Source organism: Rheinheimera tangshanensis, assembly GCF_014645135.1.
Classification (GTDB): Bacteria; Pseudomonadota; Gammaproteobacteria; order Enterobacterales; family Alteromonadaceae; genus Pararheinheimera; species Pararheinheimera tangshanensis.
The window spans coordinates 459,919-473,184 of sequence record NZ_BMLH01000002.1 but is presented as its reverse complement, the minus strand read 5'-3'; the positions used below and the strand labels follow the sequence as shown (position 1 = coordinate 473,184).

Sequence of the window (13,266 nt, the reverse complement as noted above, 5' to 3'; positions counted from 1 at the left end):
GGAAACCTGAGTAAAATGGATAAAAGCCAAAGAAAAAACCAATAAAAAAAAGACTCATGAAGTTAGCAAGCGCTCACAACTAACAATAAAAAAGCCCTGACGCTGGTGACAGAGTCAGGGCTAAAAACAGGAAGTTCAGCGACGGACTGCCGAAGCAGGTCGGGCTAATTGAAATATATCAGCAGCAACCCTGCTGTAACCTGAACCGCCAATACGACTGATCAAATCCATTTTGTATGGATCAGGTAAGCCATTGGCGTCCAATATCGCAGGATTAATGTATAACGCCAGTACCTCTGCAAAAATCACTTCACAGCTTGGGTTTTCCGGCGGATAAGGTTGTAGCTTCGCTAGGCGGCATTCAAGCGCCACCGGAGCTAAAGCCACACGAGGTACTTGAATCTGGCTGGATGGAGCTTGCTCCAGTCGCGCTAAGTCAAATTCGCTTTGATCCCCAGGTACAGCCGCAGCGCTGATATTCATCTCATTCGCCAGCGCAAATGGCACCAGATTAACGACAAAATCGCGGGTAGCTTCGATATTTAAGCTGGTATCTTTACGACTGCCATCGGCTTTATGCTGAGTGGAAATCATCAAAGTAGGAGGCTGATCCGTCACCATTTGAAAAAAGCTAAAGGGCGCCAGATTCAGTACTCCGTCTACAGACAAACTAGAAACCCAGGCAATGGGGCGCGGCGTTATAGTACTGGTGAGCAGCTTATAAGCTTTTGATGCATCCAGCTGATTCAAATCAATCCACATTAATTAAAACTCCAAAAAGACAACAACAGTCCCGCTATGGCAGCACCAACTATCACCCGCATCACATCCTGTTTGGCCACAAACAATGCCAATGCAGCCAGTACGGTAATAAGGCCGGCTTGCCAATCAAAAGTGGCGGAAAAACCTGCAGGCCAAAGCACATGATAAGCAAAAAACAGCGCTAAATTGACAATAACACCCACCACTGCGGCACTAATGGCAGTTAATGGTGCGGTCAGTTGCAGCTTGCCTTGAGTGGATTCCACCAAAGGACCACCAGCCAGAATAAAAATAAAGGAAGACAAAAAGGTAAACCAGGTCACCAGTAGCGCCGCAGTGACTCCAGCAAACAACATCAAATCAGGTCCAAAGCTGGCCGCGACATAAGCCCCGACAAATGCAACAAAGACCACCACCATAATCAGTGGACCTGGCGTAGTTTCACCCAATGCCAATCCATCCATCATTTGCCCAGGCGTTAACCAACCAAATTTATCGACAGCGCCCTGATAGACATAAGGCAATACCGCATAAGCACCACCAAAAGTCAGCAAAGCCGCTTTAGTAAAAAACCAACTCATTTGCGTCAGTTGATGCTGCCAGCCGAGGCTCAGAGTCAAGGCCGCCATAGGCAAAGCCCAAAGCAAAACACCACAGCATAACACCAGACTAAAACGGCTCCAGCGGAACAAGGCATGAGGCGGTGTTGGCGTGCTGTCGTCAATTAAAGCCGGGCCATAACTTTTCTGCGCACTTGTGTGTGCACTGCCGGAAAAAGCGGCGGGCACGAATTTACTGCCGATAAAACCAATAATGGCCGCTGCTATAACAATCAGCGGAAAGGGTAGCTTTAAGGCAAAAATAGCAACAAAAGCCGCAGTAGCTATAGCCCAAAGCAACGGATGTTTCATAACCCGCCCCCCTATCCGCCAGGCTGCGTGTAAGACGATCGCAGCTACAGCAGGTTTGATGCCATAAAAAATAGCAGCAACCCAAGGATGTTCACCGTAGACCAGATACCCCCAGGACAGCAGCACCAGTAACACTAATGAAGGTAGTATAAATAACAGACCCGCTACCACCCCACCTAAAGTACGGTGCATCAGCCAGCCTAAGTAGGTCGCCAGTTGCTGTGCTTCAGGCCCAGGCAGCAACATGCAATAATTCAGCGCATGCAAAAACCGCCCTTCACTGATCCAGCGGCGTTTTTCCACCAGCTCAGTATGCATAATAGCAATCTGCCCCGCAGGCCCACCAAAGCTGATACAGCCCAGCTTTAACCAGAACCAGAAGGCTTGCCAGAAGGGGATGGATTCAGGTATCGAAGATTTTTTTGTTTGCATAACAATCAGAACGAAAGAACAGAGGCAGCAAGACTAGCAAAATTGACACAAGGCTAGCTACCTTGTTAAAAAAGAAAGGTGTGAGTCGGCCCGTTAAGCCGGGTTCTGTCGTGGACAATCATTCCTCTAGGACGTACGTCACCGCACGCCTCAAGCAACCTACCCGCCCCCAACGCGGGCCGCGCCAATGGGGGCCTATTTGGTCTTGCTCCGGGTGGAGTTTACCGTGCCACGAACTGTTACCAGTCGCGCGGTGCGCTCTTACCGCACCCTTTCACCCTTACCTGATCCCACTTGCGTGGGCCATCGGCGGTTTGCTCTCTGTTGCACTAGTCGTAGGCTCGCGCCCCCCAGGCGTTACCTGGCACCCTGCCCTATGGAGCCCGGACTTTCCTCCCCCTGCTTACGCAGGCAGCGATTGTCTGGGCCAACTCACGGCGCGCATTATAGGGGAAGAAAAGCGCAAGGCCCAGCTATAATTCGCGCTAACCTACGGCATCAGGCAAATTAGTCTTCAGCGCCCCAACTCAACCCCAGCTTATACAAGGCATTTTTCTTTTCACCGTGAATTTCTGCGGTTAAAGCAGCGGCTTTTTTCAGTGGTAATTCGCTCATCAAGAGTTTTAAGGTTTGCTGAGCGGCCGGGTTAATCTCTTCTTCGGCGGCTAAAGTCGGCGCTATCATTAACACCATTTCGCCCTGACAACGGGCCGGGTCTTCGTCTAGCCATGCTGTAATTTGTGCAGCTGTGCCATAAACAAAGTTTTCAAAGGTTTTGGTCAGCTCTTTGGCCAGCACCAGCTCACGTTCTACACCAAAAACTTTCACTACATCTTCTAAACAATCTTTAACACGGCGCGCTGTTTCATAGCAAATCAAGGTGCCCACGCCTTGTGGAATGGCGCTGAGTACGTTCTGACGCTGCTGGCTTTTGGCCGGTAGAAAACCAATAAAGTGGAACTTGTCTGTAGGCAAACCTGCACAACATAAAGCACTGATCAAAGCACAAGGACCAGGAATGGGCACAACACGGACACCTGCGTCACGGCATAAACGCACCAGACTGTATCCCGGGTCACTAATAAGCGGCGTGCCCGCATCTGAAATCAACGCCACGTCTTCGCCTGCCTGTAATTTCTGTAATAAAGTAGCAGCACGTTGTTTTTCATTGTGGTCATGCAGCGCCAACATTTTGGCTGAAATACCCAGGTGGCTGAGTAACTTACCACTGTGTCTGGTATCTTCTGCTGCCACCCAGGCCACAGTGCTTAACGTTTTGATAGCGCGCTGACTGATATCGTCTAAATTGCCAATAGGCGTGGCTACTATGTATAAATTTCCGCTTGGTGCAGTCATATGGCGCTTATTCCGTTGTACTTGAATTACTTTGGCTAGAATTCATTGAGCTTAGGCACGGCACTGAGTAAGATACCTGCATGTTTCCTTCATTGTACCTGTGCATTGTGAAATCCAGCAAACTGAAGCCACTTATTCTGTTAGGCAGCGCCATAGCGTTAGCCAGTTGCTCTTCTACTCCAGAGCAGGCCGCTCCGGTAAAACGGGCTCCGATCGTCAAACCTGCACCTTTGGCAGAGCAAGAAGTAGAAATTGTTAAAATAGAAAAGCCTTTGTCTGGTGCCGACTTTATTGAACAAGCCGGTCAGCAGCAAGGTTCAGAGCAGCAATGGCAACTGCTTGAAGCGGCCAAAGCTCATCTGCAACAAGGTGAAAATGAACAGGCTCAGGCCATAAGCCGTGTGCTGGCTAGCCAGGCGACTCCTGATGTGCAACAAGCCAACTTATTGCCCTTTTTTCAGGGTCTGATCGCAGCTGGAGATCATGACGATATCGAGAAATTCAGCAGCCAGTATTCGCTAAGTTCGTTCAGAGATGAAGACAAAGCTGCGTATCTGCAAAGCCTGGCAGAGTATCAAAGTAGCAGAAGAGAGCCGGAAAAAGCGGTAAAAACTTATCTGCAATTGCTGGCCTTGCAGCCAGAGCAAAACATTTATCAAAGCGCTTTATGGCAGCAATTAGGTATGCTGACACCAGACCAATTAAGTAGTCTGAGCCAAAGCACAGACACCACCACTCAGGGCTGGGCCAAATTATTACAACTGCATCAACAGTATTTAGGTAATACGCCAGCTTTAACTCAGGCGATTAGCGACTGGCAGCAACAATACTCAAATGTGCCGTCTTTACAGCAATTACCGGCTGAAATTCAACAGTTAAGTGCTGTGGATGCGTTTTCGCCTCAAACTATTGCAGTATTACTGCCTTTTAGCAGCAACTTCCGCCAGCACGCCGAAGCCATTCAACAAGGTATTCTGGCCGCTTCAGCCAACCAGCAAGCGCGTTTAATTTTTATCGACAGCCAAACTGAAGCTGCAGCTTTGAAGCAACAACTGGCGGCCGAACAAGTAGATTTTGTTATTGGGCCTTTGCTTAGAGAACAAGTGGATGCCATTTCACAACAAACGGACTGGACTATTCCTACGCTGTTTTTAAATGGTAAAACTGATCTGGTGCAACAATCTGCTGATAAATTTTATTTTTCTCTGAGTGTGGAAGATGAAGCCCATCAAATGGCCATGCTTTTTAAACAAAAAAATTATAAACAACCTGTGCTGATGGCGTCCCGTAACCCATTGAGTCAGCGTATGGCAGAACAATTCGGTCGTGACTGGAAACAAGTGGCGGGCAAAGAACCTGAAATCTACTGGTTTGCCGATCAGGCGGGGATGGAAAGCACCATCAAACAACTGCTGGAAACCGCAGCCAGTGAGCAACGTATTCGCGACATCAGCAAATTAGCGGGTGAAAGTGTCAAAGCTGAGCCTCATAGCCGTCAGGATATAGACGCGATTTATTTATTGGCTGATCCGTCGCAAACCCGTTTGCTAAAACCTTATATTGATGTGTCAGTAGCGCCGACCAAAACCACAGTGCCTGTATACGCCAGTTCACGTAGTCATCAAAAGTCGGCAGAATTTACTGACCGCCGTGATTTGCAGGGCCTCACTTTTACTGAAATGCCCTGGATGCTCAGTACTGGCCAGCAGCAGGAATTCCGCCAGCAATTTGAGCAGCTGTTTCCACAGCAGGATGAAACCCTACAGCGCTTATTTGCTATGGGGTACGACGCCTATCACTTAATTTTCCGTTTAAAGCAGCAGCAACAATTTCCTGCACTGCGTTATCAGGGTTTAACTGGCAATCTGGCGCTGTCCACAGGTGGACAGGTTCAGCGACAGTTAACCTGGGGCAAATACAGTAAGGATGGTTTGCTGACACCACGGACGCCGTAAATGAGTAAAAGCACTGGGCAGTTTTATGAACAACAGGCCTTAGTGTTTTTACAACAGCAAGGCTTACAACTGGTACAGCAAAACTACAGTTGTCGCTTTGGTGAAATTGATTTAGTAATGCGTGAGCAACAAACACTGGTTTTTGTAGAAGTAAAGTTCAGGCGCAGCAGCAACTTTGGCGGTGCGGCTGCTGCGGTGACCCTGAGCAAACAGCAGAAACTAAGTCGTACAGCTTTGTGTTATTTACAAAGTGTTGGCCAACAGCATTGCCGTTTTGATGTAGTGGCTATTACCGAACAGCCAGCAGATATCCGCTGGATTAAAAACGCTTTTGCAGGAACAGTGAACTAATGCAAGACCATATCAGGCAACTTTTTACTGAAAATATTCAAACCATGATAGCGACAGGCGAAGCTTTGTCTGCCCCTATCGAAAATGCGGCTGTCAGTCTGGTGAACTGCCTGATCAATGGCGGCAAAGTGATTTGTTGCGGTGAAGGCGCATCTGCAGCTTTAGCCACTCATTTTGCTCAGCTGTTATTGGATCAGTTTGAGGCAGAAAGGCCCTGTTTACCGGCTTTTGCCTTGTTAAGTAACAACTCCAGCTTACAACCAGGTAATCAGGAAAACCCTGACCATCTGGCACGCCAGGTACGGGCTTTGGGTCAGGCTGGTGATGTTCTGGTCGCTATCTCCATGACTGGCGAGGAGCATAATCTGATTAAAGCCGTTGAAGCTGCGTTAACCAAAGATATGACTGTGGTGGCTTTGACGGTAGACAATAGTGGTGAATTATCGGGTTTATTAGGTAATCAGGACACAGAATTAAAGGTGCCGGCGCACAGACCAGCGCGGGTTTTTGAGTGTTATACCTTTTTATTGCATGCGTTATGCGAGCTGATCGACATAACACTGTTTCCGCAACAAGGAGATCTTTGATGTTGAATAAATTAATGCTGGTAGTACTGACCAGCTGGTTATTACAAGGTTGTGCCGCAGCTGTATTAGCTGGCGGCGCCACAGCTGTGAAATCAGCAGGCGATCCACGTACTCTGGGAAGTCAGATTGACGATAAAAGTATCCAGGTGAAAGTGATTCGGGCTTTAGACGAAAATCCTGAAACCAAAAATAAGGGCAATATCAATATGACCAGTTACAACGGCATAGTGCTGTTAACAGGTCAGGTACCTAACGAGCGTGTGCGCGAAGTCGCGGGTCAGGTATCCAGAGTCGAAGGCGTCAAAGACGTACACAATCAGCTTCGTATTGCCAGCGAAATCAGCTTTGCAACCGGCAGCAAAGACAGTTGGATCACTACCCGTATCAAAGGCAAGTTTCTGGCCGATGAAAACGTCAGTGGTTTAAATATCAAAGTAGTGACAGAGAACGGCGAAGTGTTTTTAATGGGTCTGGTCAATCAACAAGAAGCGGACAGAGCAGTAAATCTGGCTCGTAATGTAGATGGTGTTGCCCGCGTGATTAAAGCCTTTGAATACAAGGCTGAGTAACGGACTTATTGGCTCTGAGTAAAATGAGATCTCATTTTACTCAGAGCCGGCAACTCAACACTCCTGCAAAGCCTTCAGAGCTTTGGAATGAAATTCCCGGTGTTTCATTACCAGCAATACAATCACTGCGGTTGCCATAAATAAACTGGGATCAATAAACCAGGACAAAGTAGCTAAAGAAAAATACATAGACCGCAAACCATAGTTGAAAGAATGTCCTGCCTGGTCAATCACTTTTGCTGTTCTATTAGCATACAAGGCTTGTTCTTCTGTGGTCATTTCGCGGCCATCAGGGGCAGCGCCAATCAAGACTCCGCCAAATCCATATTGACGTAGCGACCAGGTAAACTGGAAAAACGCAAAGACATAAATTACAGCTAAAAATAAAATTTTCACCTGAATGGTTTCTTTGGTCTGAGTCACCCAAGGTGTGAGGTAACTTAAGACATCGCTGATACTGTTGCTCGACGCTAAAGCTGTTAACAAGCCGGCTAATATTAACAAGGTACTGGATGCAAAAAACGACACATTGCGCTCCAGAGTAGCCAGCAAGGTGACATCTGATATTTTGTTCTCTCTGCCTAACATCTGTTGCATCCAGTGAGTACGCTTACGACGCAATTCAAAGGATAAACAACTGACAGTGCGGGCCTTACGTTTAGCCACTATGGTGTAGCCTGTCCATAACGACAAAAACCAAACTACTGCGATTAAATCAAGTAACGTCAACATAACACGCCTTATTCAAGAGACAATTCAGTTGCCAGAGGCAAAGTAAAATAAAAACAAGCACCACCCGTTGTAGCGCTATGATAGCCGATGGTGCCACCCATAGCTTTGAGCAAATCTTTGCAAATAGCTAAGCCTAAGCCTGTACCCGCTACTTGTCTGCGATCTGATGAATCTGCCTGAGAGAACTTCTGAAACAAGCGGGATTCAAAATCAGCTGCCACACCATCCCCCTGATCCGTCACGCTGACACGAACTGTGTTGGCGGATAACTCCACACTGACCACAACCGCAGATCCGATGGGTGAATACCTGATGGCATTCGCCAGCAAGTTTGCCATCACCTGCTGCAATCGCACTTCATCCACTTCAACCCACAAGTCATCTTGCTCAGCACAGTGCAACTCTAGTTTGACCTGTCGTTGCAAAGCGACAGGCTGGTTCAGCTCTATCGCCTGACGCAATAAAGCGACCAAAGGCCATAACCTGAGTTTAAACTGCATCTTATTGACGGCGAGTTTTTCGATATCGAGCAAGTCATTGATCAGTTTACCTAAACGCTGACTGTTTTGCTCCGCCAGCGTCAGCATATGCTGTTGTTTATCATTCAATGGCCCTAAAGCGCCACCAACAGCCAGACCTAAAGCACCGCTGATCGCAGTTAAAGGTGTACGCAGTTCATGACTGACAGTGGAAACGAAATCATTTTTCAACTGCTCTACTTTTTTCCGCTCCGAAATGTCGCGGATCAACCAGACATAACGAGCCTTTCCCTGATGTTCAGTGCTGTTACGCGATAAATCTATCGCAAAAATTTCACCATTTTGGCGTCTACCTTTCAGTTCAACCGCCGCGCCCTCGTCTGGAGCTAAAGTAGCCAGAACCTCTGCCTGACCTGGCGCTAACAACAGGGTAAAAGGCTGACCAGCTAACTGCATCGGAAGGTAACCAAACACTGTACCGATGGCACTGTTGATGCGATCAATGGTGCCGTCCAGGTCTGTGGTGACAATCACATCCAGCACACTATCCATAATACGACGCGAGTATATTTCATTGTCTTGCAAGGCATCAGCAAACAATGCACTGCGACGGTAGGAGTACAGCAACCAGGCCAACATCAGGCAAAACACCACAGACAAAGAGGCGCCCAACAAACGCCATTGCCACAAACTCCAACCAGCCGCCTCATCCAAAAACCGAACAGCAATCTGCCACTGTGCCCCTTTGATATTTAAATCCAGTACCAATGCTTCTTCATTAAATAAATGGGAGTAGCCAAATAAAGCTGGGGAATTTTCATCTTTTTCGCGGATCCCCACTTGCACCTGGTAGCTGTTTGCCTGTTGCAGCAGCATCTGATTAAAAGCCGTTAAATCCAGTACTGTACTGACAATACCCCAATAACTGCCATCATTTAAAAACAAGGGCACGCGGTAAACATAACCATCCCCTCCCTGAATAAGGGCAACTGGCCCCACTAATTTGGCTTCTTTGTTCTCAATTAACTGTCTAATCTCAGGCCATTGTTGCGGTAAGTTTTTGTAGTTCAGCCCCAAAGCACGCTCATTGCCCTGAACCGGATAAATCAGCGTCAGTATATTGTCAGGAGCCAACCCTATATTGCGGATATGTTTGCCTTGCTCCAGCAAGTTCTGCAGTAAAAACAGCATTTCTTTCTCAGACAGCTTGCCGTCGCTGGCTCGTATATGCGACGCCAGGCCCAGACTCATATACAAAGAAGTATTTAGTTCAGCTTCGACAAAAGAGCGCAACTGGCCTGAGATCCCAACTAACTGCTGTAATGCCTGATTTTGACGTTGTTCGACCAATTGCCTCGACTGGTATTCAGTCATAAGTAAGGCACAAAGCAAACAAAACAGCGGAACTATCCATTGCCAGGGCAGCAACCATTGAGATTGTTGATTTAAAGCCTTGCTCTGTTCCATGGTATGCAACCTGCTGAACATATTGATTTATCACCACTGACTATAACCTATACCAGTGGTATGACTCCATGCCAGAGCAACAGAATAAAACTTGTGCTGAGTATCACCTCAAGCCGTGTTAAACTGCGACGCCCTGACGGCATGACACTGCATCAGTAGAGGAGAAGCGCTGTGACTGAATTAATTCTGCAAACCCCGGACGACTGGCACTTACATTTTCGCGATGGCGATATGCTGAAAGAAACAGTGGCAGCCACTGCCCGTTGTTTTAAGCGCGCTATAGTTATGCCCAATCTTGTTCCTCCTGTCACCAATGCCGCAGAAGCTTTAGCTTATAAAGAACGTATTCTGGCCGCACGCCCTGCAGGCAGCAGTTTTGAACCTCTGATGGTGTTGTATTTAACAGACAAAACTACAGCCGAAGAGATTAAAGCCGCCAAAGCGGCTGGAGTGGTGGCCGCTAAATTATATCCGGCAGGCGCAACTACCAATTCTCACTCCGGAGTCAGCAGCTTAAGTAAACTCTACCCTGTGCTGGAAGTGATGGCAGAGCAGCAGATGCTGCTGTTGGTACATGGTGAAGTGACCGACAGCCATATCGATATTTTTGACCGAGAAAAAGTCTTTATCGACCAGCATTTAACTCAGCTGATAAACACTATTGCTGGCCTTAAAGTGGTGTTTGAACATATCACTACGGCTGACGCGGTTGAGTTTGTCAAAGCCGCACCAGAGCGTGTTGCAGCCACCATCACACCACAGCATTTATTATTGAACCGCAACGATATGTTAGTCGGTGGTGTACGGCCACATAACTACTGCCTGCCGGTGCTCAAACGCCGCACGCATCAGGAAGCGCTGCGTGCTGTAGTGGCCAGCGGCAATACCAAGTTTTTCTTAGGCACAGATTCAGCGCCACACGCTAAACACCGTAAAGAAGCAGCTTGTGGTTGCGCCGGTTGTTACAGTGCCTGGAGCGCTATTGAGCTGTACGCTCAGGTATTTGAAGACTTAGGTTGCTTAGACAAGTTAGAAGGTTTCGCCAGCCACTATGGCCCGGACTTCTACAACCTGCCACGCAACAGCGGCACCATCACCTTAGTGAAACAAGACTGGACTGTACCAGCAGAGATCACTTTGCCTGATGGCAGCCCTATAGTGCCATTTTTCGCTGAGCAGCAATTAAGCTGGCAGTTAAAGCAAGGTTTATAAGCTTATCAAGGGTCCCAATGGGACCCTTTTTTTATGCTTTTATTTCGCGGAGCAGTGCTGGTAACAGCCTGGCTCTCGTGGACAATGATTACCACGCGAGCAAATCAGCTGGGCTGGTTTATCTAAACTTCGGGCCACCCAGTTAATATTCAGAATATTCGACACTGTGGTCAAGGTAGAACGAATAGCTTTAGGTACCACAGCAGAGCCGCCCTGAGCGCGACACAATTGTTTTAACTCCTGCGCCATAGTCTCCACATCCATGCCCTGCGCCTCAATAGCCGGGTTTAAATCTATCCCGGCACAAAGCACATGAGCATTACCGGCTAAATCTGACACTTTGGTCGACTCACAACAATAAATCCGTGGCTGGCCCTGCACGTCTAAAATAGACAACTGCGCTGAATGGGCCGATTCGGCCGCTTCAAACATGCGAAATACCGCCCAGTGCTGGCACGGGTCTTCCACCTGGCGCATATTGCCCCAAGGCAAAGGAATACCATTGCCCCTATACACAGCCTTTAATTTACCCGGTGTATAGGCATCAAAATAATGCCAGTGGCTGTAAGGCGATACTGCCGTCATCCGGCGCATAGCGACAGAGGCCGATACACCAGCTAAGTGATGTGAACTGATTTCATAGCCTTGTTTATCCAGCAACTGGCGAAATGGCATTTTAGGACACAACAAAGCACCGGCAAAAAAGCTCGATTCAAAGTCACGCCAGGCATGCAGAATATCCTGCGGCGCCACAGCACTGTCGTCCGTTGGCACGGATTCAAAAGCCCCCCCCACCATCATGCCGCTTTTCACGCCATCTTTATTGTGCAGCACGGCATGGCCAATATGCACAGCCAGTTCGTATTTCAGCCGGGTCGGCCACTGCTGTAACAGCTTATTTAAATGCAAAGTAGCAGGAGGTAAAAAATAAGAGGTCGGTACGTTTTTTGACAATACGCCCAGCTCATCCAACACTTCTTTTGGCGTTTGCTCAAACCAGCGCACCTGCAAACCCAGTTGCTGCACTATCTGCATTAAATCGTCTACCGACAAGGGCATACGTTTTAAACCCACTTCTTCAGCGGCACGCTCCAGCTCAGGAAAATGGTTTTGGTGATGCTCTTGGTGCGCGCGAATCAACAACTGCGCAAACTGTCGACCGCTAATACCGGTTTGTGACAACATTTCCGGAATAGCAATTTGCAGAATATCGTTAGAAAACAAAAAGCCCGGTTCCAGCGCCATACCAGACACTCCGCCCCTGCTGCCTTTTTGCGGTGTGATATCCAGTTGCTGCTCTTCACCATCCAAAAACCAGTCCACTTCTTTTTGAAAAACTTCAGCAATGACCTGCAGCATATCCAGGCTCGGCACCCGTTTGCCACGTTCAATCATCGACAAATAAGACACGGACGGCGCGTACTCAGAGTTCACTCTGATACAGCGGGTCGACAAGTCTTCCATAGTTAAGTTATTGCGCTTTCTAAGGTTTCTGATCTTAGTACCAAGGAAATGCGACTTTCTGAGTAAACTTTTATTAGCTGTCATTTTGTAAAATTCACACTGTGAAGTTTTAATTGTGAAATTATTCAGAAAACTAACATAGACTAAATATCAAGCAACAGCAATGCTGCTTTACTGGCCCTACAGCCTTAAGACCTAATTAAAAGCAACACAGAACAGGACAGAAATCATGAACATGACAGCCACCCAAAACTCACACCAGGACCATGATATCCGGGAAGAGATCAGCTACATAGCCGGGCTGAACCAGAGTCATGTCCGTCAGATCATGGATTATTCCAAAGCTTTTCTGGATAAAGTTTTTCCACTGGACAGAGGCTCACACAAAGATGTTTGCAGTTATGTGGTGTATTACCAGCATGTATTGGCTTTTTTTGCCGATGGCAGCAACAGCGGCTTAAAAACTCCGGCGCAGTTTGTCGCTTTTGGCGGTCATCCGGAGCAGCCACAATCGCTGTTATTAAAAGATGGCGAACGCCATGTCGAATTATTGTTTTGCCACAAAGGAGCCCATGGTTCCATGGATAAAGCAGGTATTGAAGACATCCAATTACAGCTGACAGGTGAGCAGACTGGCTGGTTCAGTATGATACGCGGCAACGCTCAGGCACAGCCTTGTATCGCCAGTACACAAAATAGTCCGTGTTTTCGTGCAAAAGATGGTGGCGATTACCGGTTAAATTAGTTATAACTAACGCAGTTGATTTTTTATACTCTTGGTTATTGAAATTACGAGTATTGATTTGCCTAACCTGATAAAAAACAGGGGCAAAAAGAATAAAAACAACAGGGGACGATAGACGTCGACGGGGAGAAAAAGGCCAGCAAATCGCTGGCCTTTTTTATAGTTTTTGCTGTAACTTTTATGCTTTACTCCGCTCAGAGCAAAGCCGCTTGCGGATTAATACTTAACTTGATTAACTACAGCA

Annotated in this window: 12 protein-coding genes and 1 other RNA gene; 6 read left to right on the top strand and 7 right to left on the bottom strand. The window is 47.5% G+C overall.

Features of this window, described 5'->3' with window-relative positions:
* Positions 1–135 precede the first annotated feature (135 nt).
* From IEW88_RS06680 to rsmI, 4 genes are all read right to left on the bottom strand, one after another.
* A complete protein-coding gene (locus IEW88_RS06680) occupies positions 136–762 on the bottom strand; it encodes a flavin reductase family protein (RefSeq protein ID WP_147903567.1) in 627 nt (208 codons plus the stop codon).
* A complete protein-coding gene (chrA, locus tag IEW88_RS06675; RefSeq protein ID WP_147903566.1) occupies positions 762–2,105 on the bottom strand; it encodes a chromate efflux transporter in 1,344 nt (447 codons plus the stop codon). Before chrA ends, IEW88_RS06680 begins: the two co-directional genes overlap by 1 nt.
* A 78-nt stretch (positions 2,106–2,183) precedes the next feature.
* An RNA gene (gene rnpB / locus IEW88_RS06670) (RNase P RNA component class A) lies at positions 2,184–2,539 on the bottom strand.
* Positions 2,540–2,612: 73 nt separating this feature from the next.
* Positions 2,613–3,461: a 16S rRNA (cytidine(1402)-2'-O)-methyltransferase gene (gene rsmI / locus IEW88_RS06665; protein ID WP_147903565.1), complete on the bottom strand. Its 849-nt coding sequence runs from the start codon at positions 3,459–3,461 to the stop codon at positions 2,613–2,615.
* Positions 3,462–3,541: 80 nt separating this feature from the next.
* Here rsmI and IEW88_RS06660 point away from each other — a divergent pair, with 80 nt between their 5' ends.
* From IEW88_RS06660 to dolP, 4 genes are read left to right on the top strand one after another with little or no spacing between them, the layout of a single operon-like run.
* A complete protein-coding gene (locus tag IEW88_RS06660) occupies positions 3,542–5,416 on the top strand; it encodes a penicillin-binding protein activator (protein WP_147903564.1) in 1,875 nt (624 codons plus the stop codon).
* Entirely contained in the window at positions 5,417–5,767 is a 351-nt protein-coding gene (locus IEW88_RS06655; protein WP_053424130.1) for a YraN family protein, read from the top strand. It begins immediately after the preceding gene.
* A complete protein-coding gene (locus tag IEW88_RS06650) occupies positions 5,767–6,354 on the top strand; it encodes a D-sedoheptulose-7-phosphate isomerase (RefSeq protein ID WP_147903563.1) in 588 nt (195 codons plus the stop codon). Before IEW88_RS06655 ends, IEW88_RS06650 begins: the two co-directional genes overlap by 1 nt.
* On the top strand, positions 6,354–6,923 hold the full coding sequence (gene dolP, locus IEW88_RS06645; protein ID WP_185148556.1) for a division/outer membrane stress-associated lipid-binding lipoprotein: 570 nt from the start codon (positions 6,354–6,356) through the stop codon (positions 6,921–6,923). The genes IEW88_RS06650 and dolP overlap by 1 nt, the downstream gene beginning before the upstream one ends.
* A gap of 54 nt (positions 6,924–6,977) precedes the next feature.
* Here the strand turns inward: dolP and IEW88_RS06640 are convergent, their stop codons facing one another.
* Both IEW88_RS06640 and IEW88_RS06635 read right to left on the bottom strand, forming a co-directional pair.
* Complete coding sequence (locus tag IEW88_RS06640) at positions 6,978–7,655, bottom strand: DUF599 domain-containing protein (RefSeq protein ID WP_053424128.1); 678 nt, start codon at positions 7,653–7,655, stop codon at positions 6,978–6,980.
* 8 nt (positions 7,656–7,663) lie between these two features.
* Positions 7,664–9,601 (bottom strand): ATP-binding protein, encoded by a 1,938-nt coding sequence (locus tag IEW88_RS06635; RefSeq protein WP_185148555.1) that lies wholly within the window; start codon positions 9,599–9,601, stop codon positions 7,664–7,666.
* Positions 9,602–9,772: 171 nt separating this feature from the next.
* On the opposite strand from IEW88_RS06635, the gene pyrC reads away from it, so the two are divergent.
* A complete protein-coding gene (pyrC, locus tag IEW88_RS06630; protein WP_147903561.1) occupies positions 9,773–10,813 on the top strand; it encodes a dihydroorotase in 1,041 nt (346 codons plus the stop codon).
* A 39-nt stretch (positions 10,814–10,852) separates the two neighbouring features.
* Here pyrC and IEW88_RS06625 read toward each other — a convergent pair whose 3' ends face one another.
* On the bottom strand, positions 10,853–12,361 hold the full coding sequence (locus tag IEW88_RS06625) for a DUF3612 domain-containing protein (protein WP_147903560.1): 1,509 nt from the start codon (positions 12,359–12,361) through the stop codon (positions 10,853–10,855).
* Positions 12,362–12,506: 145 nt separating this feature from the next.
* Here IEW88_RS06625 and IEW88_RS06620 point away from each other — a divergent pair, with 145 nt between their 5' ends.
* Positions 12,507–13,022, top strand: coding sequence for an aldolase/citrate lyase/malate synthase family protein (locus tag IEW88_RS06620; RefSeq protein ID WP_147903559.1), 516 nt, complete (start codon positions 12,507–12,509; stop codon positions 13,020–13,022).
* The last annotated feature ends 244 nt before the right edge of the window (positions 13,023–13,266 follow it).

Excerpts from the sequence above, each read along its gene's own strand:
- IEW88_RS06680 (WP_147903567.1), bottom strand. The coding sequence starts at position 762 with ATGTGGATTGATTTGAATCAGCTGGATGCATCAAAAGCTTATAAGCTG.
- chrA (WP_147903566.1), bottom strand. The coding sequence starts at position 2,105 with ATGCAAACAAAAAAATCTTCGATACCTGAATCCATCCCCTTCTGGCAA.
- rsmI (WP_147903565.1), bottom strand. The coding sequence starts at position 3,461 with ATGACTGCACCAAGCGGAAATTTATACATAGTAGCCACGCCTATTGGC.
- IEW88_RS06660 (WP_147903564.1), top strand. The coding sequence starts at position 3,542 with ATGTTTCCTTCATTGTACCTGTGCATTGTGAAATCCAGCAAACTGAAG.
- IEW88_RS06655 (WP_053424130.1), top strand. The coding sequence starts at position 5,417 with ATGAGTAAAAGCACTGGGCAGTTTTATGAACAACAGGCCTTAGTGTTT.
- IEW88_RS06650 (WP_147903563.1), top strand. The coding sequence starts at position 5,767 with ATGCAAGACCATATCAGGCAACTTTTTACTGAAAATATTCAAACCATG.
- dolP (WP_185148556.1), top strand. The coding sequence starts at position 6,354 with ATGTTGAATAAATTAATGCTGGTAGTACTGACCAGCTGGTTATTACAA.
- IEW88_RS06640 (WP_053424128.1), bottom strand. The coding sequence starts at position 7,655 with ATGTTGACGTTACTTGATTTAATCGCAGTAGTTTGGTTTTTGTCGTTA.
- IEW88_RS06635 (WP_185148555.1), bottom strand. The coding sequence starts at position 9,601 with ATGGAACAGAGCAAGGCTTTAAATCAACAATCTCAATGGTTGCTGCCC.
- IEW88_RS06625 (WP_147903560.1), bottom strand. The coding sequence starts at position 12,361 with ATGACAGCTAATAAAAGTTTACTCAGAAAGTCGCATTTCCTTGGTACT.
- IEW88_RS06620 (WP_147903559.1), top strand. The coding sequence starts at position 12,507 with ATGAACATGACAGCCACCCAAAACTCACACCAGGACCATGATATCCGG.